This window comes from Pseudoalteromonas sp. P1-16-1b, from assembly GCF_001401785.1.
GTDB lineage: Bacteria > Pseudomonadota > Gammaproteobacteria > Enterobacterales > Alteromonadaceae > Pseudoalteromonas > Pseudoalteromonas undina.
The window spans coordinates 1-25024 of the sequence record NZ_LKGQ01000009.1 but is presented as its reverse complement, the minus strand read 5'-3'; the positions used below and the strand labels follow the sequence as shown (position 1 = coordinate 25024).

Annotated in this window: 20 protein-coding genes and 3 tRNA genes; 10 read left to right on the top strand and 13 right to left on the bottom strand. The window is 40.4% G+C overall.

Going from position 1 to position 25024, the window contains the following annotated elements; all coding sequences use genetic code 11:
- The first annotated feature begins 83 nt into the window (after positions 1 to 83).
- Entirely contained in the window at positions 84 to 1031 is a 948-nt protein-coding gene (locus AN392_RS08380) for a chemotaxis protein CheV (RefSeq protein WP_010391933.1), read from the top strand.
- A 169-nt stretch (positions 1032 to 1200) separates the two neighbouring features.
- Positions 1201 to 2514, top strand: coding sequence for a short-chain fatty acid transporter (locus AN392_RS08375; protein ID WP_055012448.1), 1314 nt, complete (start codon positions 1201 to 1203; stop codon positions 2512 to 2514).
- A 101-nt stretch (positions 2515 to 2615) separates the two neighbouring features.
- Here AN392_RS08375 and AN392_RS08370 read toward each other — a convergent pair whose 3' ends face one another.
- Positions 2616 to 3248, bottom strand: a complete 633-nt coding sequence (locus tag AN392_RS08370) for a CPBP family intramembrane glutamic endopeptidase (protein WP_235575579.1) — start codon at positions 3246 to 3248, stop codon at positions 2616 to 2618.
- Between the two features lie 283 nt (positions 3249 to 3531).
- Positions 3532 to 4548 (bottom strand): metalloprotease, encoded by a 1017-nt coding sequence (locus AN392_RS08365; protein ID WP_055012446.1) that lies wholly within the window; start codon positions 4546 to 4548, stop codon positions 3532 to 3534.
- A 178-nt stretch (positions 4549 to 4726) separates the two neighbouring features.
- Between AN392_RS08365 and AN392_RS08360 the strand changes: the two genes are divergently transcribed.
- Entirely contained in the window at positions 4727 to 5941 is a 1215-nt protein-coding gene (locus AN392_RS08360) for an EAL domain-containing protein (protein WP_055012445.1), read from the top strand.
- A 38-nt stretch (positions 5942 to 5979) separates the two neighbouring features.
- On the opposite strand, the gene AN392_RS08355 is transcribed toward AN392_RS08360, so the two are convergent.
- Positions 5980 to 7047: a hemolysin family protein gene (locus AN392_RS08355; RefSeq protein ID WP_008108284.1), complete on the bottom strand. Its 1068-nt coding sequence runs from the start codon at positions 7045 to 7047 to the stop codon at positions 5980 to 5982.
- Between the two features lie 84 nt (positions 7048 to 7131).
- Here AN392_RS08355 and AN392_RS08350 point away from each other — a divergent pair, with 84 nt between their 5' ends.
- Both AN392_RS08350 and AN392_RS08345 read left to right on the top strand, forming a co-directional pair.
- Positions 7132 to 9624: a S9 family peptidase gene (locus tag AN392_RS08350; protein WP_055012444.1), complete on the top strand. Its 2493-nt coding sequence runs from the start codon at positions 7132 to 7134 to the stop codon at positions 9622 to 9624.
- A 165-nt stretch (positions 9625 to 9789) separates the two neighbouring features.
- Positions 9790 to 10494 carry a response regulator transcription factor gene (locus AN392_RS08345; protein ID WP_008108280.1) on the top strand — a complete coding sequence of 235 codons (705 nt, stop codon included), beginning with the start codon at positions 9790 to 9792 and terminating at the stop codon, positions 10492 to 10494.
- 4 nt (positions 10495 to 10498) lie between these two features.
- On the opposite strand, the gene AN392_RS08340 is transcribed toward AN392_RS08345, so the two are convergent.
- From AN392_RS08340 to nudE, 7 genes are all read right to left on the bottom strand, one after another.
- Positions 10499 to 12010: a YifB family Mg chelatase-like AAA ATPase gene (locus AN392_RS08340; protein ID WP_055012443.1), complete on the bottom strand. Its 1512-nt coding sequence runs from the start codon at positions 12008 to 12010 to the stop codon at positions 10499 to 10501.
- Between the two features lie 300 nt (positions 12011 to 12310).
- Entirely contained in the window at positions 12311 to 12925 is a 615-nt protein-coding gene (locus AN392_RS08335) for a trimeric intracellular cation channel family protein (protein ID WP_008108278.1), read from the bottom strand.
- A 915-nt stretch (positions 12926 to 13840) separates the two neighbouring features.
- Positions 13841 to 13917: transfer RNA gene (locus tag AN392_RS08330), tRNA-Met, on the bottom strand.
- A gap of 67 nt (positions 13918 to 13984) precedes the next feature.
- Positions 13985 to 14061, bottom strand: a tRNA-Met gene (locus tag AN392_RS08325).
- A gap of 81 nt (positions 14062 to 14142) precedes the next feature.
- Positions 14143 to 14219 (bottom strand) — tRNA-Met (locus AN392_RS08320).
- Positions 14220 to 14360: 141 nt separating this feature from the next.
- The gene (gene cysQ, locus AN392_RS08315) at positions 14361 to 15158 is read right to left on the bottom strand and encodes a 3'(2'),5'-bisphosphate nucleotidase CysQ (RefSeq protein WP_008108277.1); all 798 of its coding nucleotides are present in this window, start codon (positions 15156 to 15158) and stop codon (positions 14361 to 14363) included.
- Complete coding sequence (gene nudE, locus AN392_RS08310; protein WP_200908277.1) at positions 15151 to 15723, bottom strand: ADP compounds hydrolase NudE; 573 nt, start codon at positions 15721 to 15723, stop codon at positions 15151 to 15153. The genes cysQ and nudE overlap by 8 nt, the downstream gene beginning before the upstream one ends.
- A 264-nt stretch (positions 15724 to 15987) precedes the next feature.
- On the opposite strand from nudE, the gene yrfG reads away from it, so the two are divergent.
- Positions 15988 to 16635 carry a GMP/IMP nucleotidase gene (gene yrfG, locus AN392_RS08305; protein ID WP_055012441.1) on the top strand — a complete coding sequence of 216 codons (648 nt, stop codon included), beginning with the start codon at positions 15988 to 15990 and terminating at the stop codon, positions 16633 to 16635.
- Here the strand turns inward: yrfG and AN392_RS08300 are convergent, their stop codons facing one another.
- The 3 genes from AN392_RS08300 to AN392_RS08290 all read right to left on the bottom strand — a co-directional run bounded on the left by AN392_RS08300 (position 16636) and on the right by AN392_RS08290 (position 18216).
- Positions 16636 to 17259 carry a dUTP diphosphatase gene (locus tag AN392_RS08300; RefSeq protein ID WP_008108273.1) on the bottom strand — a complete coding sequence of 208 codons (624 nt, stop codon included), beginning with the start codon at positions 17257 to 17259 and terminating at the stop codon, positions 16636 to 16638. It abuts the gene before it with no gap.
- 52 nt (positions 17260 to 17311) lie between these two features.
- Entirely contained in the window at positions 17312 to 17680 is a 369-nt protein-coding gene (locus AN392_RS08295; protein WP_008108271.1) for a YacL family protein, read from the bottom strand.
- 311 nt (positions 17681 to 17991) lie between these two features.
- Complete coding sequence (locus AN392_RS08290; RefSeq protein ID WP_054202800.1) at positions 17992 to 18216, bottom strand: hypothetical protein; 225 nt, start codon at positions 18214 to 18216, stop codon at positions 17992 to 17994.
- A gap of 315 nt (positions 18217 to 18531) precedes the next feature.
- Here AN392_RS08290 and uvrD point away from each other — a divergent pair, with 315 nt between their 5' ends.
- From uvrD to AN392_RS08270, 4 genes are read left to right on the top strand one after another with little or no spacing between them, the layout of a single operon-like run.
- The gene (gene uvrD / locus AN392_RS08285) at positions 18532 to 20697 is read left to right on the top strand and encodes a DNA helicase II (RefSeq protein ID WP_055012440.1); all 2166 of its coding nucleotides are present in this window, start codon (positions 18532 to 18534) and stop codon (positions 20695 to 20697) included.
- A complete protein-coding gene (locus AN392_RS08280; protein ID WP_055012439.1) occupies positions 20675 to 22765 on the top strand; it encodes a GNAT family N-acetyltransferase in 2091 nt (696 codons plus the stop codon). Before uvrD ends, AN392_RS08280 begins: the two co-directional genes overlap by 23 nt.
- Positions 22734 to 23858 (top strand): ABC transporter substrate-binding protein, encoded by a 1125-nt coding sequence (locus tag AN392_RS08275; protein ID WP_055012438.1) that lies wholly within the window; start codon positions 22734 to 22736, stop codon positions 23856 to 23858. Before AN392_RS08280 ends, AN392_RS08275 begins: the two co-directional genes overlap by 32 nt.
- A gap of 56 nt (positions 23859 to 23914) precedes the next feature.
- On the top strand, positions 23915 to 24772 hold the full coding sequence (locus AN392_RS08270) for a hypothetical protein (RefSeq protein WP_055012437.1): 858 nt from the start codon (positions 23915 to 23917) through the stop codon (positions 24770 to 24772).
- Positions 24773 to 25024 lie beyond the last annotated feature (252 nt).

Sequence of the window (25024 nt, the reverse complement as noted above, 5' to 3'; positions counted from 1 at the left end):
TAATCGAAATATTCACGGTTCGTTATGAATAAAAATAAGAGTAAACTATAGTTATTAAGTTATGAGGAAAGAATGGATCTATTATGTCAGGTGTTTTAGCGTCAGTTGATCAACGTACTCAGCTTGTAGGTGAGAATCGTTTAGAATTGCTACTTTTTTATTTACATAGTCGCCATTTATTCGCACTCAATGTATTTAAAATTAAAGAAGTGGTGAAGCTTCCCCGTTTAAGCAAAATACCGCACTCTCACCCTAAGGTGACGGGTGTTGCCAATATACGAGGTGAATCTATTCCGGTGATTGATTTACGCCAAGCCATTTCTATGTCGCACAAAGAGCATGGTGAAGATTGTAATTTAGTAGTGACTGAATATAACCGTACCACCCAAGGTTTTTTAATTGGTAAAGTTGATCAAATCATGAACATGACCTGGTCTGATATTATGCCACCACCCAGCTCAGTGGGTAAAAATCATTACATTACTGCACTTACTAAAGTACAGCGCGACGACGTGGAGCACTTGGTAGAAATTATAGATGTAGAAAAAGTACTGGCTGAAATAGTTGAGTACGAGGTTAATATTTCAGATGGGGTGTTAGACCAAACTATAGTTAACGAATTCTCTGGGCGAAAAATACTACATGCTGATGACTCGCCAACAGCACGCAAGCAAGTTAGCGATACGCTATCGCAGCTTGGTATCGAAATCGTTCCTGCCAGTAATGGCTTGGAAGCACTCAATATGCTTAAAAGTTGGGCCGATGAAGGCCGCGATGTTGAAAAAGAATTACTTATGGTGATTACTGATGCCGAAATGCCTTCAATGGATGGTTATCGATTAACCTATGAAATACGTAACGACAACCGCTTAAAAAACTTACATGTGGTACTTAATACCTCACTAAGTGGCAGCTTTAACCAAGCCATGGTGGAAAAGGTCGGCTGTGATGCATTTTTATCAAAATTTCAGCCTGACTTACTGGTGCAAGAAGTACAAAATCGTTTAAAACATGTGTTAGGCAACGCTTAATTATAAAACTAGCAAATATCTGCCAGGGTAAATATTTGCTAGTAACATTCTCCTCATCAGCAACCTTTAAAAAATCTGCCTTACTGAGTGGTTATTCAAAGCGGTGTTTGCTAATCCTAAGATTTCATGATTAATTAGCAAATAAGTTTTCACTAACTCGTTATTAATTATGCTCAATAAAGTTGCCAGCCCGTTTACTAAGCTCGTCGAGCGCTACTTACCCGACCCATTTATATTTGTCATTATGCTCACTATTATTACCTTGGGTATTGCGAATTTAGCGACTCCTGCAACTACACTTGAGGTAATCACATCATGGGGTAGCGGGTTTTGGAACTTACTAAGCTTTGCCATGCAAATGCTGTTGGTGCTAGTAACAGGCTACATGCTCGCCAGTACCTCGTTAATAAGTAAGTTATTAACAAAATTAGCAACGCTTGCTAATACGGCTCCAAAAGCCATTATTTTAGTGACATTTATTTCGCTGTTAGCAAGCTGGCTTAATTGGGGATTTGGCTTAGTAATTGGGGCTTTATTTGCTAAAGCAATTGCCAAACAAACTCGAGTAGATTATCGGCTATTAGTAGCAAGTGCTTACTCAGGTTTTGTAGTATGGCACGGCGGATTGGCAGGTTCCGTACCACTAACCATTGCCAGCGAAGGGCATTTTTCACAGGCAACAATGGGCATCATTGGCACCGAGCAAACCTTGTTCGCAGGTTTTAACATTGCGATTCTGATTGGCTTATTTATTATTATGCCGTTGGTTAACCGTTATATGCTACCGAGTGAAAAAGACAGTGTTTATATTGACCCATCACTGCTTAAGAACACTTTAGCCGATAAAGTAACAATAACACGCCCTGCGCAACATTTAGAGCAAAGCAAACTGCTTGGCATGGGCATTGGCTTACTCGGACTTGCCTACTTAGGTTATTACTTTTTTATCGCAGGTGGCGGCTTAAATCTAAACAGCGTGATAGCGCTTTTCTTATTTTTAGCTATCACACTACATCAGACCCCCCACAATTTACTAAATAGCCTACAACAAGCGATTCCAAGTGGCGCGGGAATTGTAATTCAGTTCCCTTTTTATGCCGGTATTATGGCGGTAATGGTCGATACAGGGCTAGCACAACAAATATCACAGGGCTTTATTGCCATAGCAGATGCCGATAGCTTGCCATTTTACAGCTTTATTAGTGCAGGACTCGTTAATATGTTTGTGCCCTCAGGTGGCGGACAATGGGCAGTACAAGCGCCTATTGTTATACCTGCAGCACAAGAGCTTGGTGCGGATATAGCGCGGGTTGCTATGGCTGTGGCGTGGGGAGATGCTTGGACTAATTTAATTCAACCCTTTTGGGCATTACCGGTATTAGCCATTGCAGGGTTAAAAGCTAAAGATATTATGGGGTTTTGCGTGGTACAGCTGATTATTACTGGGGTGTTTATTTCGTTGGTATTGAGCTTTTATCCGTGAGTATTTTGGTAATAAATAGGCGCGATTTTATATCGCGCTTGCTAGCTGCAAACCAAAAGAACTAAGTAAGAAAGTAAAGTTAACTGATAAGTCATTTAACCTCACCAAATAATCTCACCTAGTGCTAATAAATTACAGATCATGTGAGCGATAATGCAATACCACAAGTTACCCGATAGATGACGAATTAATCCCATCAAACAAGAAAACACAAACAGAAAAGTAAAAATTTCAACTTGATCATACTGCCCATGTAACAATGTAAACACGATACTTGGGATAATAATTGCGCCAATAGCTCCCAAGGCTGTTTTTTTCAGCCTGTAGAATGCAACTCCTCGAAAAACTACTTCCTCAAATATAGGCCCAATAAATACTGCTGCTAAAAACAGCATAATTTTAGCTAAAAGCGAGTTTGTTTGTGCTTCAACTTCTGACATAAAACCTGGCAAGGCGACTTCCATAAAGCCAAAAAGCCATTGTTCCAGTAAAACGTAAGCCGCTGTTAATAGCACTGTAATGATTAAAGGAAAAAGAGCCACCTTCTCTATTGCTAAGCGCCCAATAACTTCGCTTTTATTTTGCGCATCAAGAGTAGACTTTAAAAATGGCAGCGTAAGTACAGCAGTGAGGAAGGTAGATATAAAAACTAAGCCGGGATTCGAATCTAGTTGCTCTAAATGAGTAATGTCATTTAATAATAATGCCCCACCACCCGATAAAAAAATAATCAAGTATGAAGCCATTGGGAGCGCCAGTGAAAAAAAGGCCAACCAATAAAGCGTGTACAATAAAGATTCCACTGTACTTTGGTTTACTTGTTGTTTTATCGCATCATCCATAATTTTATCAGCTCACGGCTTCTTGTTATTTTTCATTCTGAGGGATAGCACCATACCAATTCCCCCATTAAGAAACAAACCAAAACTAACATCTTGCTATCGCCATGCAAACCTTAAAAAATACCGTGCAAAAAACAGCATGGTGAGCAAAATTTGATCTGCCATACTGTTTTTTTTAGCTCGATAAAATTGTCATCGGTAGGCTAAGTATTGGATTTTCAGAATCTGCAAAATGCATCATCACTGCCACATGGCCTACAACTACCAGCGCATACATTACTGCCGAGAAGCCTTGACCGTATTTATCTAATGGTAGTAAATGTGAGTAATGCCGGCCGCGCCATTCAAACACAATTTCCAGCGCCCCAACAAACAAAAAGAACACTAAAAGCATTAAGCCAAACGTATAGCTAAGCCATAAACCAAATAACACGCCAAGTAAGCACACACTTAAACCAAGCCATGAGCGCATTGAGAAGCTTATGCTTTTTAGTACATGCCCGCCATCAAGCGGTAAAATAGGCAGTAAATTGAATAAATTAAGCAGTGCACTAAGCACTGCAACACCTGCAAATATTTCCATTTCCGTAGCGTAATAAAGCACTACACCAAGCACAGAAGTAAATAAACCAAAGGCAGGCCCCATAAGTGATATAACCACATCTTGCCAGCGCGTAGTTATTTTATCGTCGCTAACGGCTAACCCGCCTACAAAAGGAATTAAATAAATGCCTTTAGTTTTAATGCCAAAATACTTCATAGCTCGTACGTGGCCATATTCGTGTACCACCAGGCAAGCAATCAGCATTAAAGCAAATTCAATGGTAAACAGCCACGCATAACCAGCCACCGATGCACTGGCAAGCGCCACTTTAACAACTTTAGCACTTTTAAATAATTTAAAGCCAAGCGCCGCGAGCCCTAAAAACCCTTTTTTAGGTTCGCCTTGTGCTGCTGCAGGTAAAGCTAACTGAGTTGCAAACTGATTATTTACATATAGCGCCAAGCTTTGCTGGCTTACTTCGCTGCTATCAATACCAATTAACTGCTCATCAAGCATAAACTCGACATAATTTTCACGTGGGTTTTCAAATGCAATCGCTTGCTGATCATGAAATATTTTTACAACTTGCTGCTCTGCTATCATCAGCGTAAACGGTTGCTCTGCCAGAGAGAGTTCGACTTTTATCATTATTCTAACCATTATAAATTATGCCGCTAGTATACCTTTCCACCAAAAAAACACGAGTGAGCTATCATCATTTTATTAGCAACAATTTAAGGTAAAAATGCCTGAAATACTGACAAAAACAATTCAAGCGACTATTTTTAGTATTACAGGAAGTAAGCTACAACTACCAAGGACACCAATGCGAACTCAATTGCCAAACATACTCGTTGTTGATGACTCAAAAGCCATTTTAATTGTTATGAAAGCGATTTTTAATGAGCTCGAAATGCCAGAAGTCACCACTTGCTTAAGCGCAGTTACAGCATTAGAGAAAGTAAAGCCTGATATAAACTTTTATGACGCCATATTTACTGATCTGAATATGCCAGAAATGGATGGTATGGAGTTAATTCGTAATTTAGGTGAAATAGGCTATTGCGGTGCGATTGTTATTATTTCTGAAATGGACCCTAAAATAATCAGCCTAGCAGCTGACCTAGCCAAGCAGCACAATGTGCATTTAATTGGTAACCTTACCAAGCCTGTGCAATTAAATCAGGTAAATACGTTACTTGCCAAAATAGCGCAGTTAAACAGCCACACACTTGTAAAAGAGCGCCCAATTACTAAAGCTAAGCTGATTAACGCATTAAAAAATAATGAAATAACACCGTATTACCAACCTAAAATAAATATAAACAATAACCAAATACAAAGTGTTGAAGTATTGGCTCGCATTGTTTCAAATAAAAACGAACGCGTTATTTTACCAAGCCGCTTTATAAGCCTTGCAGAGCAATGTGACTTAATCAATGACATTACTTTTACGCTGTTTGAAAAAGCCTGCAATGACTTAAAGCAGCTTAAAGAGCAATTAGGAGAAAGCTTAAAATTGTCATTTAATATGTCGCCATGCCAGTTAAATGATTTGAACTGCCCTAATAAGTTATTGCTGCTATTACAAAAGTACGCCGTGCTTCCCAGTGATGTGGTTGTTGAAATAACCGAACAACATGCGCTTTCAAGCTATACCCAACTTGAAACCTTAAATAGATTCAGAATATTTGGTTTTGGTATTTCGCTGGATGACTTTGGTACTGGCTTTACTAATATTAATCAACTAAAACAACTTCCTTTCACTGAAGTTAAAATAGACCGCTCTTTTATAAGCCATATTGAAACCGATAAGTTTTCGCAAGTGGTGGTCAGCTCATTAATTAATATGACTAGCCAAGAGCAGCTACAACTTGTTGCTGAGGGTGTTGAGCGCCCAGAAGAACTTGCCTACCTAAAGCACTATCAAACAGACTTAACTATACAAGGATTTTTGTTTAGCTGCCCAAAAGCAAAAGCTGAATTTATCTCATGGGCGCAGCACTGGATAAAAACAGCCACTAAAACAAATAATAACTAGGGCCTACTGACCTTTGTCTGTTGATATTTACAGACCTCCTAACGAGGTTCGTTATCGTCGGCGCTGACGATATGTTCACTATCAGCTAAACGTTGATGCCAACGTTGCTTAGCCACGGCACGCATGTTGGTAGATTGATCTCGCTCATCAACAATTTCTAAACCCATTAACGCTTCGATCATATCTTCTAGGGTTACAATTCCTTGTACATCACCGTATTCATCGATCACTAAACAAATATGGGTACGCTTAGTAAGCAATGTTTGTAATAACGACGACACGTTTTGCGTACTCGGTACAGTATAAATAGGCTTAACCAGCTTACTAATTTTGTAGTCTGTACCCAAGCGGTGGTATGCCAACATAATGTCGTTTTTATGAACAAACCCTATGATATCGTCAGCATCTTTGTCGTAAATTAGCACGCGAGAGAATGAGGAAGAGCCATGTTCACTTAAGTACTGATTTACAGTAAGGTCTTTATGAATTTTAAAAATAACCGTACGCGGAGTCATTAAATCGGTTAGTTTTGCATGTCTAAAGTGCAGTAAGTTGCGGATAATCTCTGATTCATCAGCATGAAGTGCCCCTGACTCACTGCCAATATCGGCCATCGCTTCTATTTCTTGGCGAATATAATAGGCCTCATTATGCTTTTGCCCCATCAAATTGGTTAGCTTTTGTGCAGCCCATACAAACGGCTTAAGTACTAACACCAAAATACGTAAACCATAAGTCACACTCGGTGTTAAAGCACGCCAATAATTGGCACCCAAGGTTTTTGGAATAATCTCAGATAACACCAGTACCAATAAAGTCATAATTGCAGATGCAATCCCCACTGCAGCATCTGAGAATACAACGGCGGCTTGTGCACCTACCCCTGCGGCACCAGCAGTATGGGCAACTGTATTAAGCGTTAAAATAGCCGCTAATGGCTGATCAATATTACTTTTTAGCTTTTCAAGCTGCTTCGCCAGCACTGGACGCTCTTTGCGCAGCAATGCAACATAACTAGGCGAAATGCTTAATAGCACCGCCTCCATTATTGAACACAAAAACGAAATCACAATCGCTGTAACCATGTAAATGATTAATAGTGTCACTTTTTTTCCTCTATATTGGATATATGAGCATCATAACAATACATGCTATATTTGGCCAAATACCCAATAATAATAGGCATAACAATGAATTTAAGCGCACCTTGGCATCGTTACGCAAAACGTTTTACTTACTTAGCAACCCTACTAACATTAAGTAGTCTGAGTTTAACGACCTTAGCCGCCCCACTCGATCAATCAAAAATCCAATTTATTGGTCCGCTTGCAGAAGATATGCAAGCTAAGCCATTTCAAACACCCCATAGCGATGTGATTATAAATAATCTAATTGCACAACTTAAATTAAATACAGAAAGCTTTGTTGTATTTGGTAAAAAACACAAGTGGCAACCACTTGATAAAATTAACGCGCTTACTTTAGGCGGTTTACAAGCACTTAAATTTAATTTGGAAACTAACCGATTTACACAAGGTTCCTTAAACATTAAAGGAATAGAGCAAGGTCAGGTTTTTATCAATGGTGAGAAGCAAACTGGTGAAAACCAACGCTATCAGCTTGCTTTAAATAACGGCTCACATACCGTGCTCGTCATCGCTCAACAGGTTGCTAATTGGAATGATGTTAGCTTAGAGTTTGTGCCAAAAGCAGAAACTGACGTCGTGACCCTAACGACAAATAAAACCAAGCGCTTATCGGCTAAGCAATTGTTTGACGCCCCCACGATTAGTGCCCTCTCTTTGTCGCCTGATGCCAAACATTACTTAAGTACAACCAAGCACTATAGTGATAAAACCGGCAACGACGCCATTACCACAACCGAGCTTAAAAATACTAATAACCAAACGGTATACCGATTTGAAGCAGCCCAGCCAAGTCAGTTCATTTGGAGCCCTAATAACCAATTTTTAGTTTATTTACTAAACGGTGAATTAAAGCAACTAAACCGTAAAAACTTAACAATTAAAACTTTAGCTTCTGGCCTTGAAGGCGCAAGTAATTTCAACTTTTATAACGACAGCAGTATTATATTTAGTTGGTCAAAATCGCCAGAAGAAAATAACAGCCTAACTAAGCACCATAAAGGTCTTCAAGATCGTTGGTCATATGCCCGTACGGTTAGCCAATTATATTTACTCGATACCAACAGTGGTCTAACCAAAGCTCTGACCGAAGGCGTATTGAGCCATCAACTTGAAGATGCTAACAGCAACCGTGGAAAGCTATTAATAAGTCGTCCAGTAATGGCGATGCAAGCCTCAACTCACCCAGAGACTGAGTTGGTTGAACTTACATTAAAATCCAACAGCATAAAATCATTAGGTAAGTTTAAAACCTTTAATCAAGCTAAATATGCCGCAAACAATATTTATGTTGTTGCAGGCCCTGATTTTAAGAATGGTGCAGGCAGAACATTACCAAAGAACATGCTGGCTAATAATTACGATGGCCAGCTGTACTTACTAACTGATAATGCCAAAAAAGTAACGGCGTTAAGCAAACAGTTTGACCCTGCAATTGGCACATTAGAAGTACTAAGCAATGGTGATGCGCTAATCAAAGTGACAGAAAAAGATACCCAACCACTGTATTTATTTGACCTGAGTAAACAGCGCTTTAAAAAGTTAAATACAGGTTTTGATATTGTGCAGCAATTTAGCTTTTCAAATACGCGCAATGCCCAGTTATTAATTAGTGGCAGCAATGCGTCGAGCGCTCAACAACTCAAGCGCTTAGACGTAAGTAAAAACAAGGTAGAGCTCATTTGGGATTCAAACCCGATTGCATATGCCAATACGACTATTCCTGCGCTTGAAGAATTTAACTTTACCAATAAGCGTGGCGTAGAAATCTCTGGCCGTGTTTATCTGCCAAGCAATTTTGATAAAGCCAAGAAGTACCCTGCTCTTGTTTATTATTATGGTGGCACCTCACCAGTAACACGCGGGTTTACGGGCCGCTACCCTTTTAACTTATGGGCAGCAAACGGGTATGTGGTTTATGTTGTTCAACCAACCGGCGCAACGGGTTTTGGGCAAACTTTTTCAGCACAACATGTAAATGCTTGGGGCGACTATACCGCCGATGACATTATGCAAGGCACAGAGGCATTTTTAGCTAAATATGATTTTGTAGACAGTAGTAAAGTAGGTAATCTTGGTGCATCTTATGGTGGCTTTATGACTATGCTGCTTGCCACCAAAACCGATATGTTTAGCGCATCTATTGCGCATGCCGGTATTTCAAACTTAACGTCATACTGGGGTGAAGGATGGTGGGGTTATTTATACTCAGGCGAAGCCTCAAAAAATAGCTTTCCGTGGAATAATCCTCAACTTTACAGCCAGCATAGCCCTGTATTTCATGCCGATAAAGTAAATACACCATTACTGCTTATTCATGGTGACAGTGATACCAATGTGCCTGTGGGCGAAAGCTTAACTATGTACACAGCCCTAAAACTGCTTAATAAAGACGTTGAAATGATAGAGTATAAGGGGGCTGATCACCAAATATTTGCGCGCGATAAGCGATTTAATTGGTGGAACACCATGTTGGCTTACTTTGACAAAAAGTTAAAAAATGAACCACAATGGTGGGATTCAATGTATAAAGATTAGTAACCATAATGCGCACTTTGTCGCTCAAGTGAAAAGTGCGCATTACAAAAGTAATGTTATTAGACCAATTCGTAATATAATGTTACCGAAAAACAACGTTCTCTGTGTTATGCAGACCATTAATAATGCTAATATACAAAGCTGAAACTAAAAAAATAACAGACTATGGCAATTAATGTTTTATTGGTTGAAGATGACGAATTACTCGTAAAGCGCATCCAAAATCATTTTATAAATACCGAGTTTTCTATTGACGTTGACCCCACTGGGGCCGATGCGTTAAATGTTGTTAAAAGCCGAGTAAGTCAGCGCAATACGATTTCCTTGGCAATAATTGATATTGTGCTACCAAAACGCGACGGTTTACAACTTGCCAAAGAGCTAAATACGCTCACCGATATTGGCGTTATCTTATTATCGAGTCGTGACTCACAAGCCGATCGAATTGCAGGCCTTGCTCAAGGTGCCGATGACTATATTTGCAAGCCGGTAGATTTACTTGAGCTTGAGCTAAGAATGCGCGCCCTATACAAACGAGTTGCCAATAATCACAGCGACGATGACAGTGAAGAGTTTATTGAATACGCCGATTTTAAGCTTCATCCAGATAATCGCACCCTTATTACAGCCAGTGGGATTGAATCACGACTGACTGAAGCAGAACACAAAGTGCTTATTTGTTTGATTGGTAATGCTGGTAAAGCGACTTCCCGTGAAAAAATATCAGAAGAAATTGGCCAGCCCGATTGGAGCCCCAACGATCGCACAGTAGACGTGTTAGTGGGTCGTTTACGTAAAAAGCTGAACGATGAGAAAGATCAAAAACGTATTGTCACTGTTCGCGGTAAAGGCTATATGCTTTCAATTTAAAGCCTTAGTGTTGGGTTAACTGCGATAATAAACGCTCAAATGCCCGATAATTAAGCGCTTCTTTAAGCTCATTTAAACTGATTTGTGGCGCACCTTTTAAATCACTAATAGTTCGCGCCACTTTGATTACTCTATGATAAGAGCGCGGCGATAGCGCCAGCTTTTCACTGGCTCTGGCTAAAAACTGCAGCTCTGCAGGTGGTAACTCACAGTGTAAGCTCATTTCTTTGTTATTTAACCGCGCATTTACTTTACCTTGGCGTTTAAGCTGAACTGCATAAGCTGCTTCTACTCGTGCCCTCACCTCAGCACTGGTTTCTTCTGTAGTTGTACTTTGTAGCTCCATGCTGCTCAACCTTGGTAGTTCAATTTGCAAATCAATTCTGTCAATAAACGGCCCCGATACTCGCGATAAATAGCGCATTACCTGATCGGGTGTCGCCCGTTTATCATGATGACACCCTGTCGGACTGGGATTAAGTGCTGCAATAAGCTGAAACTGCGCTGGAAATTCCATTTGTCTGGCCGCGCGCGAAATCGTCACTGTTCCGGTTTCCATTGGCTCGCGTAGCGAGTCTAGCACTTTACGCTCAAATTCAGGGAGCTCATCTAAAAACAACACACCATTATGCGCTAACGATATTTCACCGGGTTTAGGGTTAGACGAGCCACCCACCAGCGCTACTGCAGAACAAGTGTGGTGCGGGTTACGAAACGGTCGCTGACGCCAATTGGTTAAATCAATTGAGTGGCCAATAATTGAATATAAAGCAGCAGTATCAATGGCTTCATCATCAGACATGGTTGGCATTATGGTGGCCATTCGTTGTGCAAGCATTGATTTTCCGGTTCCTGGTGGACCTAAAAACAATAAGTTATGCCCACCAGCAGCGGCAATTTCTAATACACGTTTAGCACCAGGTTGGCCTTTTACATCACTTAAATCGAGTAAAAAATCTGGCGCTTGAGTGCAATCAGGGTAGGCAATGTTAAGCGGTAAAGGTTGTTGATTGAGCAAGTCTCCCCATACCTCTTGAATAGAACTGACGGCTTTTCGTTTTACACCACTGACAAGGCTGGCCAAACTGTCGTTTTCAAGAGGCAGAAAACAGCAACGATTTTGCTCTTTAGCACCAAGCACTGAAGGCAAAATGGCATTTACAGCACGTATTTCACCATTAAGTGCAAGCTCACCGTAAAATTCATACTTGTGAATATCAGGGCAAACTATTTGTCCCGATGCGACCAAAATACCTACCGCAATCGCAAGGTCAAATCGCCCTCCATCCTTAGGGAGATCGGCAGGTGCTAAATTAACGGTAATACGTTGATCGGGAAATCCAAATTGCGAGTTTTCTAGAGCACTACGTACTCTATCCTTGGCCTCTTTAACCGACGCCTCAGGTAAACCGACGATATGAAAGGCGGGTAAACCATTCCCTAAATGTACTTCAACCATCACCTCGGGGGCGTTTATCCCCACCTGCGCGCGAGAAAATATACGGGCTAACGACATTCCTTATCCTAGGGTCTGCTGACCTTTCAAGGTTAAATTTGCAGCAGTCTGTTTGGTATTTAGGCAAGGCAGAGCCTATGTCGTGTGGTTACTCCCCATAAATAGGCGATAACACAGCATTAATGCCAAACAGGCGCTGCCCGAAGGGTTCTGCCTAGGGGCGATTTACTCTTTGTTGCTCGGTTTTCACTTAGTCCACTAGGTTACAAACCTCGCGCCGCGATTAAATCGCCCCTAGTTTGAACAAACTTTAATCCGCAAAGGTCAACAGGCCCTAGTTAACAGCTGTATTTACACAGTTTAGTCAGGATATTTAAAAACATGTAATATAATCTTCCATTTAATCGCCGAAAAACGTAGCAATAAGGTCATTAGCATACTCAGAATCATTGCCACTTCCACCGTTAACGATAGGTTGATACTTAATGTATAGACAATGCCACCAGCAATACAGGTAATAGCATACAGCTCACCTTTAAGCAGCATTGGAATATCGCGGGCAAGCACGTCGCGAATAAGCCCACCAAAACAGGGGGTTATTACAGCCATAATCACAACCGTCATATCTGGCATACCAGCCAATTGCGCTTTTTGCGCTCCCATGACCGCAAAAAAGGCTAAGCCAAACGCGTCAGCGGTTTGCAATACATAGTATGGAATGGATTTTTGCTTATTGATCAGTCGTGTAGTAACCAGAACCGCCACCAAAATAGCGTAGAAGTAGCTTTGGTCGTGTAACCAAAATACGGGCTGGTCGAGTATCACATCGCGAACGGTACCGCCGCCAATAGCCGTAACAGTTGCAAGTACAACTACACCAAAGCCATCCATTTTCTTTTCATAGGCTACCAAGGTGCCTGAGATAGCAAATACCGCCACACCTATTAAATCAAACCAGTGATAAAGTTCAGTCATAATTTTGATTACAAAAAGTTTTAAAGAGTTTAGTGCATAGCATACTAAATATTCAGCAATAACACTTTCAAAAAGTAGAATTAGAAAAGAACAGCAGGTATACGTGTTAAAAATAGCGTGAGGGAATATGAATTTTAGGCATAAAAAAACACTCTTGTAGAGTGTCGATTTAATAAAACATGTTATTTCAGTGGTTGCGGGAGCCAGAGTTTGTAAGGAGCGAACCGACGACCTTTGCTGGCTAATGGAGAGCTGAGACCGACGAGCTACCCATTTCACTGAATTTTAGGCATAAAAAAACACTCATATAGAGTGTCGATTCATTCTTACAATTTATTTCAGTGGTTGCGGGAGCCGGGATTTAATAGACGACCTTTGCTGGCTAATGGGGAGTTGAGACCGACGAGCTATTTACTTCACTGAATTTCAGGTATAAAAAAACATGCTTTAGCGTGTCGATTTAATAAAACATGTTATTTCAGTGGTTGCGGAAGCCGGAATTTAATAGACGACCTTTGCTGGCTAATGGAGAGCTGAGACCGACGAGCTATCCATTTCACTGAATTTTAGGCATAAAAAAACACTCGTATAGAGTGTCGATTCATTCTTACAATTTATTTCAGTGGTTGCGGGAGCCGGAATTTAATAGACGACCTTTGCTGGCTAATGGAGAGTTGAGACCGACGAGCTATTTACTTCACTGAATTTCAGGCATAAAAAAACACGCTTTAGGCGTGTTGCTTTACTATAACTGTTTATTTCAGTGGTTGCGGGAGCCAGAGTTTGTAAGGAGCGAACCGACGACCTTTGCTGGCTAATGAAGAGCTGAGACCGACGAGCTATTTACTTCACTGAATTTCAGGCATAAAAAAACACGCTTTAGGCGTGTTGCTTTAATATAGCTGTTTATTTCATTGGTTGCGGGAGCCGGATTTGAACCGACGACCTTCGGGTTATGAGCCCGACGAGCTACCAGACTGCTCCATCCCGCGCCTGAAATTGCAGATTTATTTATAGTTGCTTACATTACAACTTGGCTTCCAATCCTCTAAAGGAAATTGGTTGCGGGAGCCGGATTTGAACCGACGACCTTCGGGTTATGAGCCCGACGAGCTACCAGGCTGCTCCATCCCGCGCCTGTATATTTAAAGTCTATCGACTACTTAATTTTTACTCTTAAGCTTGAGCTTTTACAGTACCTAATTTTCTAAAAAAATTGGTTGCGGGAGCCGGATTTGAACCGACGACCTTCGGGTTATGAGCCCGACGAGCTACCAGACTGCTCCATCCCGCGCCTGTAATTTCTTAGTAACAGTATTGTGTTATTCACAAGCCTGTTTCGAAGAGAGCGCTATAATATAGGAATAAACCTATAATGCAAGGTTTTACTAATTAAAAGCGTTTAAGTGAACAAAAACCCATCAAACAGTGGTATTTACAGTAATCGCTGATGTGGATTTATCATTTTTTGCCACTCCCAGTCGGGATGACCCATAACAATAAAATCCGGATTTTCTGTACTTTCTCTTTGGTTATACGTTAAAGGATTAAATTCAGCGTCGGTAATACAGCCGCCCGCTTCTTCAACAATAACTTGCGATGCACCCGTATCCCACTCACCTGTAGGACCTATTCTTAAAAAACAATCTGCTTTACCCTCAGCAACAATACACGCCTTAAGTGAACACGAACCTAAAGCCACCGTTGCAAATTGCGCATTTAGATACTGGCTAACTGCTTCTATTTTTTGGCGGCGGCTTACAGCCAAAGTTAAACTCTCGGGCGGTGCTACAAATATTTGTTTATCGTGCTCACCTTCACGCTTAAATGCCCCATTTTTAGCCGTTGCATAATAGGTCACGCCCTTTGCTGGCCAATGAATAACCCCCAGCACTGGGTGGTTATTTTCTATCAATGCAATATTAACGGCAAAGTCACCACTTTCGAGTATAAATTCACCGGTGCCATCCATTGGGTCAAGCAACCAATAACGTTGCCAGTGCTGTCTATCTTGCAACGCTGGAATGGGGGTTTCTTCTGACATAATTGGGATGTCGGGAGCAAGCGCATTTAAACCTGCTACGAGCACATCATTTGCGGCAAGATCGGCTTTGGTTACTGGCGTATTATCTGATTTTTCTTGCTGACCAATATCGTCTTTTTTATACAAAGACATAATGGCATCCCCTGCACTTTGCGCAAGCTCAATACATGGCTCTAGAAGTTTATTCATTAATGTCTCCTGAGGCTAAATACTTATCTAATAATAGCAGAGCCGCAACACTACGTGCTTCAGTAAAGTCAGGTTGTTCTAATAACGACTGCCATTGTGAAAGTGGCCATTTCACCACCACTAAGGGCTCAGGCTCATCGCCTAGTAAGGTTTCAGGATATAAATTTTTAGCAAACAAAATATGCATGGTTGCGTTAAAATAGCTCGGTGCCATAGTGACCGTTTTAAGCGGTTTAAAGTATTCAGCGCCAAAGCCAATTTCTTCTTTGAGCTCTCTGTTTGCAGCCTGTTCAGACGTTTCACCTGGGTCAATCAGCCCTTTGGGAAACCCTAACTGATAGTCATTGGTGCCTGCACAATACTCACGAACCAGTAATAACTCATTTTCAGTGGTCATAGGTACAATCATAACGGCTCCACGGCCACCGCCGCGAATTCGTTCATACTGACGCTCTTCGTCATTTGAAAATTTTAGTTCTAAAGACTCCACAGTAAATAAGCGACTTTTAGCGACAACATTATTACTGAGAATTTGTGGTGGTGTTGGGTGCTTTTTCTGTGTCATGGGCATCAATTTGCTATCATTGCAGTTATACTAATCATATACCCAAATGAGTATAAGATGCGAGTTTCAGTTTGAATTAAAAGCAATTTAATTGAGCAAATAATTCTCGGGTTTAGCTAAGGTTAATTCTTTATTTTAGGCCACGAATACGCTCTTAATATAATATTGTCGGATTTATACCTTAATAACTCAATTAACAAAGTTCATTAATCTACTTCATCGCAACTTATTCATTTCAAAAAGTAGTTTTCACAAGGATACATCATGCTCAACTGGTCAAAAATCGATACTGTATTACTCGACATGGATGGAACTTTACTTGATTTACATTACGACACTGACTTTTGGCTCAATGTTGTACCCCAACAACATGCTCTGGCTCAAAATATCAGTTTTGAGGAAGCCCGCGCAGATATCTTAAAACGCTATCAGGCTGTGAGTGGCAAAATTCAGTGGTACTGCTCTGACTATTGGGAAGCACAGCTAAACTTACCTATTCTCGAACTAAAACGCCAGTCTGCCCACTTAATCAAAATTCGTGAAGACGTTCCGCATTTTTTAACTGAACTTAGACGAGCAGGTAAAGAGCTCATTTTACTTACCAATGCCCATCCTGAATGCGTAATGCTTAAATTTGAACATACCGCTATTGATAACTATTTAGACGGGGTGGTATCGACTCATGAATATGGAGTAAGTAAAGAGCAACAAAGCTTGTGGCATAAAGTGCAAGAGGACTTAGGGTTTGATAAACGCCGCACTTTATTTGTAGATGACAGTTTACCGGTATTAAATGCCGCACGAAAATACGGCATTGAGCATTTACTTGCGGTTGCTAACCCTAATAGTCAGCAACCACATAACGATATAAGCGATTACTTAAGCGTAACCGACTACCGCGCTATTATATAATTAGCTTTTTGGGTAACGCGCTACTAAGCCTTGATATACCTGTTTTGCAAAATCTGCATGTTCAGTATCAAGGCTTTTAACTACTTCTACTAAGTGTTCGTTATCTTCTTGACCATGCCATACTTTAATGTAGCTGCCATCTTTGTAACCATGATCTTGGCGGAAAAAGTTAAGCGTATTTTTACCTACATAACCACGGTATAAATCATCAATATCCATGCCTATTTGCGCCATACAACCAGCAAAGGCGGCTGCATCAAAGGTTTTATTGGCAACAGCACTGGCCGCTAGTAATTCAAGCGTTTGTTTAAAGTCATCACCTTGTTGTGGTGCACTCATTTCGGCTTGTAGTTGCGTAGCGATTTGCTCATAGCTGGTCTCACCGTCAATACGCAACGATAAGCCAAAGTGAAAAATATCAACCAGCTCTAAAATCACTTGTTCAGTATCTGGAGTTTGTTTTTTCCACCATTTCCAACCGTAATGATCTAACATTTCTGCACATTCAACCCAAATAGCTCTATACCATTCAAAGCCTTGACTAAACCATTGCTCATGTACTTTAGTATTCATGGCATTTTGCATTTCTAGCATAACAACTAGCTTGTTTAAATTCGCAGACATATTGGTTCCACTGTTGGATTTATAATTAGGGTAATAATACAGATAATATAACTTAACGACCAGCCGAAAACTCATGCCATGAGTTGATCAGGTCAACAAAGTCTTCAAAACCACAACCACTGCTTAAATCATTCTCTTCAAGCATTAATTCGTCATCTTGGTAGGCTAATATATCTTCGTTATCTTGATGCAGCGCATGCGCTTCAAATAACGCTTCATCTTTAGAAAGGATCAGGTCAATTTCTTGTCCTTTAAGTGTTAACGGTTCAAAGCTTGAACTCACCGAGCTAATAAGCGCCAGCACCATAGCCACTTTGTCTTTGCCTATTTCTTCATTTAACCAACGGCCTATAATCGCATGCTCGCTGCTTATTTTAATTCTTAACCCACTAATAGGGTCGCGAATAAATTGGTATTCCATAACTTTATTCCAGTACTGCTAATTACAACAGATTATAACCTAGTCAGTTATGAATAACGCAAGCCAGATACAAAAATAGCGCCGCAAGGCGCTACTTAACCTGAACTCTGGTTAAGAGATTTACTAACATATTGAATAAAATGATATTTATGTTTATTTTCTCTAGCCAGAGATTTTCAGTGAAAACAAGGCGAAATTACGCGTCAATAGCTAGTCTATTGCAAGTAAATTCAACGCAGTTAGCGCTCAAAATAGCCGCTAGAGATAGATTTATTATCCAGAGTTCAGGTTATTTAGTATCATCAATATAGCTAACCGCCTGAGCGATAGCGGGCAGCATCAATAATTGCCCATAAATGGAATACGGCTCCAACAATAGCTGGAACAACTAAGAACCATAACGCGTAACCGCCAAAAACCAAAATGGCAAACACCAGCGCCGATAAAATACGACCCTGCACCAACTGCCCTAAACCCGGGAAAAAAATATTACATAGAGCGGCTATTACATTTCCGCCAGAACCTTGTTGAGACATACTAACCTCTGTAGTTTAATTAATTTTGTATTTGTACTTATTATTTATACTTACACACTTTATGCCAATTTATTAAGGCTTACAAATCATACAGTTAAATTATTACGAATTTATCGCTTTAGTATTTTTTGCCAAAAATAAGTCAAATTAGCAATTTTAAATAGCTATTTTAGTTACTTGCTCAGTTTATACTGTTCACTATTCAACAACTTAAATACCTATTTTATAAATAGCTGTTTATAAAAACAGTATTTTATTTAGCCTAACAAAAACACCTGTTATACTGCTCTCATTATTGATTAAAAAGGCGTAACGATGGACGTTTCAGAATTACTCGATGGCTTAAATGATAAACAACGCGATGCCGTTGCAGCGCCATTACAAAACATGCTGGTATTAGCAGGAGCAGGTTCAGGTAAAACTCGAGTATTGGTTCATCGTATTGCCTGGTTAATGCAAGTAGAGCAAGCCTCTGCCTACAGTATTTTTGCGGTAACCTTTACCAATAAAGCCGCTAAAGAGATGCGCTCAAGGGTTGAAGAAACTCTAAAAGCCCCTGTTGGCGGCATGTGGATTGGTACTTTCCATGGTTTATCGCACCGAATTTTACGGGCACATCACCGTGAAGCAAATTTACCTGAAGCCTTTCAAATTTTAGACTCTGACGATCAGCTTCGTATGATCAAGCGTTTGTTAAAATCTATGAATATTGATGATAAAAAATGGCCAGCCAAACAGTTTGGTTGGTACATAAGCGCTAAAAAAGATGAAGCTTTACGCCCTAAAGATATTCAGGCATACGATATTAACGAGCAAATGATGCTGCGCGTTTACGCAGCCTATCAAGAAGCTTGCGATAGAGCAGGTCTCGTTGATTTTGCTGAAATATTACTACGTAGCTATGAGGTTCTTAAAAACAACCCAACCTTGCTGCGTCATTATCAGCAGCGCTTCGCACACATGCTAGTAGACGAGTTTCAAGATACCAATACTATTCAGTATGCATGGTTAAAACTACTTGCGGGCGACACTAGTAGCATCATGATTGTAGGCGATGATGACCAAAGTATTTACGGTTGGCGTGGCGCTAAAATTGAAAATATCAAACGCTTTTTAACAGACTTTGATGCAGAGACGATTCGTCTTGAGCAAAACTATCGCTCGACTGCCACTATTCTTAAAGCGTCTAATGCACTTATACAAAATAACTCCGAGCGTATGGGTAAAAGCTTGTGGACTGACGGTAACGACGGCGAACCAATTTCTATTTATGCCGCCTTTAACGAGCTAGATGAAGCGCGCTTTGTGAGTAGCAAATTACGCAGCTGGCTAAATGCCGGAAATGCGCTACAGGATGCGGCTATTTTGTATCGTAGTAATGCGCAATCGCGGGTACTTGAAGAAGCGATGCTACAAGAAGGTTTAAAATACCGAATTTATGGTGGTATGCGATTCTTCGAACGTCAAGAAATTAAAGATGCCCTCTCATACTTACGCTTAGTGGGTAACCGCCAAGATGATGCCGCATTTGAGCGTGTAATTAATACCCCAGCCCGAGGCATTGGCGACAAAACATTAAGCCATATACGTGACTGCGCTCGCGCTGAATCTTTGCCGCTTTGGTATGCTGCTAAAGCCATTGTAGAACAACAGCATTTATCGGGTCGAGCATCTGGAGCTGTTGCAAAGTTTGTCGAACTTATTGAGCATATTGAAGATAAAATTAGTGACTTAACGTTGCATGAGCAAGCTAAATACGCGATTCAAACCTCAGGGTTGATGGCTATGTATCAGGCTGAAAAAGGCGAAAAAGGCCGCGCTCGAGTAGAAAACTTAGAAGAATTAATTAGTGCCTGCGATCAGTATGAACTCCCTGAAGAGGAAGAGTTTAGCTCGCCACTACAAGGCTTTTTAGCTTACACCTCACTTGAGTCTGGCGAAGGCCAAGCCGATGAGCATGAAGATGCCGTACAAATGATGACGCTTCACTCAGCTAAAGGTTTGGAGTTTCCTTTAGTGTTTATGGTCGGTGTTGAAGAAGGTATGTTTCCATCTCAGCAAAGTAATGAAGAAACCGGCCGTTTAGAAGAAGAGCGCCGTCTTTGTTACGTGGGTATGACCCGCGCTATGGATAAGCTGTATATAAGCCATGCCGAAAGCCGCCGTTTATATGGCCAAGAGAAATATCACAGCCCATCGCGCTTTTTACGTGAAATACCCGAAGACTGCGTAGAAGAAATTCGCATTAAAACACAAGTATCTCGCCCGCCTGCAGCCGGTCGCTTTAGCGCATCGGTTAGCCATGCTGCATTTGAAGAAAGCGGATTTAACTTAGGTCAACGCGTGCTGCATGCAAAGTTTGGCATTGGCACCATACTCAACTACGAAGGCAGTGGCGCACAATCTCGCGTACAAGTTAACTTTGACGACTTAGGCAGTAAGTGGTTAGTAACAGCTTATGCAAGATTACAAGCCGTTTAACCACGTTGTAGAGCGTGTACAGCAACAACTTGCGTATGCGAAACATCGCCAGTTACTGCTGCTTACAGGCGATAAAAATTGGTGTTATGAGCAATGTACTCAGCTGCTTGCTCATTTGCAGCATCCTTCTTTTGTACTGTCAAAAAGCACTCATTTAATTAATGCACATTGGCCAGAGCATACCCACCAAATTTTAGGGCAAGAGTGCGCCCATGCTGTTTATGACGGCTACAGTGGACTGGTGCCAGATAAACTAGCTGCGCTTAGTGGCGTTGTGCAAGCAGGTGGTTTTTTAATTATATTGCTACCCGAACTTAAAGAACTTGAACACTGGTGTGATGACGCCCTTCCCTTATTTCAATCTTTTGGGCAAATGCACCCTTACAGCTTTTTTAACCAACGCTTAGCTCACTTACTAAGCAAAACTACTTTACTGCATTTGAGCCAGCAAAATGGTTGGCAGTGTATTACCGATACGAATCTATCAACTGGTGAAATTGACTTTACCGAGCAACAACAGTGTATTGAATTAATAATAAAAACGGCAAACGGACGAGCAAATCGACCATTATTAATTAATGCAGATCGGGGAAGAGGAAAATCAGCCGCATTAGGTATTGCAGCAAGTAAACTCAGCGATAAAAACATACTTATTTGCTCTATGCAATTTCGTGCTTTGCACAGTAGTTTTAAGCACTTAGCGAGTGAGCTTGATATAGATTATCGAGCTGGCGATAAACACATTGCAAACATGCACTATATGGCGCCTGATCAACTACTGAACGAACAACCGCAGTGCGATTTGCTATTAATTGATGAAGCAGCAGCAATCCCTGTTCCAATTCTCATAAAAATTCTTCACCTTTATCCTCGCGTGGTCTTTTCAAGCACTATGATTGGCTATGAAGGTAATGGTCGCGGTTATATTTTAAAGTTTACTCGTTACCTCAAAACGCATTTTAAAAACATGCGTAGCATCAGTCTTGAGCAGCCAATCCGTTTTGCAAAGCACGATCCTTTAGAGCTGCACCTTCGTACACTCTTAGCTTTGGATGCAGAACATCACAGCGCTAGTTTGAATACTGCTCCCCTACAATTTAAGCATCTGCAAGCAAATCAACTTACTAACGACGAGCCACTGCTTCATCAAGTTGTTGGCTTACTAACACTGGCACATTATCAAACCAGTGTGAATGACTTACGTCACTTACTAGATGCCGCTGGGCAACGCCTATTTGTTTGTCAACAAGGTGATAATATTCTTGGTGTGTGTTTAGTAGCGATAGAAGGTGGCTTTACTACATCGTTGAGTGATGAAGTAGTGCAAGGTAAGCGCCGCCCTCAAGGGCACTTAATGGCGCAAAGCCTTGCACAATTAAGCTTTAACCCTGAGGTATTAAAACAATACTGCGCTCGCGTGGTGCGAATTGCCATTGACCCAGAGCAGCACAATAAGCACCTAGGAACACAATTACTTCATTACTGTGAACAGCAATTACAGAACGAGTGTGATTGGTTTGGTGCTAGCTTTGGTGCTAATGCGCAATTACTTAGTTTTTGGCAAAATAATGACTTTAATTTGGTTAAGCTGGGTTTTCAAAAAGATAAGGCAACGGGTGAACATAGCGCATTAGTTATTAAGAGCTTAACTAAAAATGACCAACTACTAGAACAATTAACAGCCCAGTTCGAAGCTGATTTTCCTTTGCAATTGCTCAGCCATTTTAGTCAGCTAGATTATAAACTGGTAGCAAAAATTGTTTCACGCTTTAATACTCATACCAATAGCATAGCTGATCAATCAAGATTAAAGTCTATGTTAACAAGTGACTATCAGCTATTTAATATTACACCTTTACTATGGCGAAGCTTTTGGGCATCTCCTCTTAGCTTGCCAAATGATGAGGATAATTTCCAATCTGTTTTTATTAGGCTAGTATTACAAAATTGGAAACCTAAAAATATCCAAACCGAGTTAGGTGTGAATGGCATAAAGCCGTTTAATATATTATTAAAAAAGGCTGTAAATAACTGGTATGAACGCACTTCGCATAATAATACACCTTAGTATTGCCCTCATTGCAATAGCCCTAGGACAGCCTTTAGCCTTTGCAGAGCAAGATAATAGCAAAGTTATTAAACTTGGCATGTCTACAGCGCTTAGCGGACCGGCTCAAAATATTGGTCAACAATTGTATAAAGGCAGTAGCATTTACTTTAACAAGGTTAATAATGCCGGCGGAATAAACGGCGCTCAGGTACAACTTCTAGTTGCTAACGATAATTACGAACCAAAACAAACCGTTAATAATACCCGTACTTTTATTTATTCCGACAAAGTCGATGCATTGTTTGGTGCTATGGGCACCCCAACCAGCCATGCTATTATACCTTTACTAGAGCAATCAAAAATTCCGTTCTTAATGCCTTTTAGCGGGGCAAGCTTCCTACATGATAAATCACGCGCTAACATATTTAATTTAAGAGCAAGCTACAATGACGAAGCCGCAGAGCAAATTAAATACTTAGTAGAGGAGCGCAAACATACAAAGATAGGGCTATTTATTCAAGCAGATGAGTTTGGCTTGTACGTAGAATCGGGGCTAAGGAAAGAACTAACAAAATATGATCTGTCGCCTATAAAAGTCGCGCGTTATCAACGTAATAGTCATGATGTAGCATCAGCGCTTAATGCCTTACAAGCCAGTGGGGTTACAGCTATCTGTTTAGTTGGCACCTACGCACCACTTGGTGAATTTATAAACAGTGCACATGCGAAGAATTTTACCCCAGACTATACCAGTGTTTCTTTTGTACCTAGCTTTGACTTATTTGATGAAGTAACCACACCCTCACATATTATGGTTACAGAAATTGTTCCTAATCCACTCACATGTAATGATGATTTTTGTAATGAATTTTTGGCCGATATGCAAGCAAACAAGATTACAAAACCCAACCGTCTTCATTTTGAAGGTTATATTAATGCGATGGCATTTAGTAGGGCTGCAGCAAACTGCAAATTACCGCTTAAACACTCGTGCCTAATGAAAGAGCTTAATTCACTGTTAACAAATGATAAAATAATCAAAAAGTTTTTTATTGATACAAAAAATGAAAATAAACGTAATGTATATCGCTCTTATTATGTGAATAAATAAGTACCTTCCAAATATTGTTCTATCCTTAATATACAAACTAAGTATGTGAGGAAACTATGGACTTAATTAACTTTAAAGTGGGTTATAAAACCATTTCACTTAAGATTCTTGATATCTTATTAACGGAACAATTTAATAATAACCTCACGGTGTTACCTAACGATAATAAAAGCTTTTTGGGCGTTAAAGATTATATGGGGATCCCAACCCCTGTATTTGATCTTGGAATCATTTTAAATGGAGTTTCTACTGAGCGCAGTAATTTAGATGCTTTAAAGCAACTTAAATCTTGGCAAAAACAACTAATTGCTTGGTTTAATAAATTAGAGCAAGAACTACTCGTTTCGCAAAGCTCGTTAAAGGCGAATCAGTATGAGCTTACTGATTTTGAACAGTTTTATACAGAGTTTAAAACTGATAACGATGAATTAAAAAATACTATGTCACGCTTTGATGACCCGTTTAAATCGCTTCTACACAAATTGACCAGTGCAATAGATGCATATATAAAAGGCAACAGCAAACAAGTTAGTACTCAACTTGAGATTATAAGGCGACATGATCTTATTCACCTAGAGCGTTTATTCGACTCTGCAATAGAACAAATCACTTTAGATTATAAACCTATTATTGTGTTTACCACTAAAGATGGCATGACCCCTCATGTAGGCCTATTAGTTGATAAGGTTGAAGATAATATTGAATATAAACAAGAAGATATTAAACCACTAGATAAGCTTACCGAAGTTGGTTTTGATATTGACCCCCAAACAAGAAGCATGATGTATGGACTGATCAAACTCGCTGATAAACATAGTGTACTTATTGATCCTAGCGCAATATTTAAGCCCAAAGAGCTTGAACCATCTAGCAGCGCTCAAGAGCAAGAAACTGAAGCCTATGGACTGTTTTAAGGATGCTTCCTTTACACCCGTAAAAGCCCGACTCTTTTAAATCGGGCTTGCTTGTATTTAGAGTCGGTGCGCTATTTTGCCCATGGGCTTCGTGATACTCAACCCACGCTACGATGGTCAGGTTAACGCTGTGCAGCTGATAGCTGACGGCTGATAGCTAATATTTTCACTTTTCTGCAGACGTAAAAAAGCCCGACTCTTTCGAATCGGGCTTTCTTGTATTTGGAGCCTGGTAATGTCCTACTTTCACAT

Bases quoted from the DNA above. Each gene is read 5' to 3' on its own strand.
- AN392_RS08380 (WP_010391933.1), top strand. From the start codon at position 84: ATGTCAGGTGTTTTAGCGTCAGTTGATCAACGTACTCAGCTTGTAGGT.
- AN392_RS08375 (WP_055012448.1), top strand. From the start codon at position 1,201: ATGCTCAATAAAGTTGCCAGCCCGTTTACTAAGCTCGTCGAGCGCTAC.
- AN392_RS08365 (WP_055012446.1), bottom strand. From the start codon at position 4,548: ATGATAAAAGTCGAACTCTCTCTGGCAGAGCAACCGTTTACGCTGATG.
- AN392_RS08360 (WP_055012445.1), top strand. From the start codon at position 4,727: ATGCGAACTCAATTGCCAAACATACTCGTTGTTGATGACTCAAAAGCC.
- AN392_RS08350 (WP_055012444.1), top strand. From the start codon at position 7,132: ATGAATTTAAGCGCACCTTGGCATCGTTACGCAAAACGTTTTACTTAC.
- AN392_RS08345 (WP_008108280.1), top strand. From the start codon at position 9,790: ATGGCAATTAATGTTTTATTGGTTGAAGATGACGAATTACTCGTAAAG.
- AN392_RS08340 (WP_055012443.1), bottom strand. From the start codon at position 12,010: ATGTCGTTAGCCCGTATATTTTCTCGCGCGCAGGTGGGGATAAACGCC.
- AN392_RS08335 (WP_008108278.1), bottom strand. From the start codon at position 12,925: ATGACTGAACTTTATCACTGGTTTGATTTAATAGGTGTGGCGGTATTT.
- cysQ (WP_008108277.1), bottom strand. From the start codon at position 15,158: ATGAATAAACTTCTAGAGCCATGTATTGAGCTTGCGCAAAGTGCAGGG.
- nudE (WP_200908277.1), bottom strand. From the start codon at position 15,723: ATGACACAGAAAAAGCACCCAACACCACCACAAATTCTCAGTAATAAT.
- yrfG (WP_055012441.1), top strand. From the start codon at position 15,988: ATGCTCAACTGGTCAAAAATCGATACTGTATTACTCGACATGGATGGA.
- AN392_RS08300 (WP_008108273.1), bottom strand. From the start codon at position 17,259: ATGTCTGCGAATTTAAACAAGCTAGTTGTTATGCTAGAAATGCAAAAT.
- AN392_RS08295 (WP_008108271.1), bottom strand. From the start codon at position 17,680: ATGGAATACCAATTTATTCGCGACCCTATTAGTGGGTTAAGAATTAAA.
- AN392_RS08290 (WP_054202800.1), bottom strand. From the start codon at position 18,216: ATGTCTCAACAAGGTTCTGGCGGAAATGTAATAGCCGCTCTATGTAAT.
- uvrD (WP_055012440.1), top strand. From the start codon at position 18,532: ATGGACGTTTCAGAATTACTCGATGGCTTAAATGATAAACAACGCGAT.
- AN392_RS08280 (WP_055012439.1), top strand. From the start codon at position 20,675: ATGCAAGATTACAAGCCGTTTAACCACGTTGTAGAGCGTGTACAGCAA.
- AN392_RS08275 (WP_055012438.1), top strand. From the start codon at position 22,734: ATGAACGCACTTCGCATAATAATACACCTTAGTATTGCCCTCATTGCA.
- AN392_RS08270 (WP_055012437.1), top strand. From the start codon at position 23,915: ATGGACTTAATTAACTTTAAAGTGGGTTATAAAACCATTTCACTTAAG.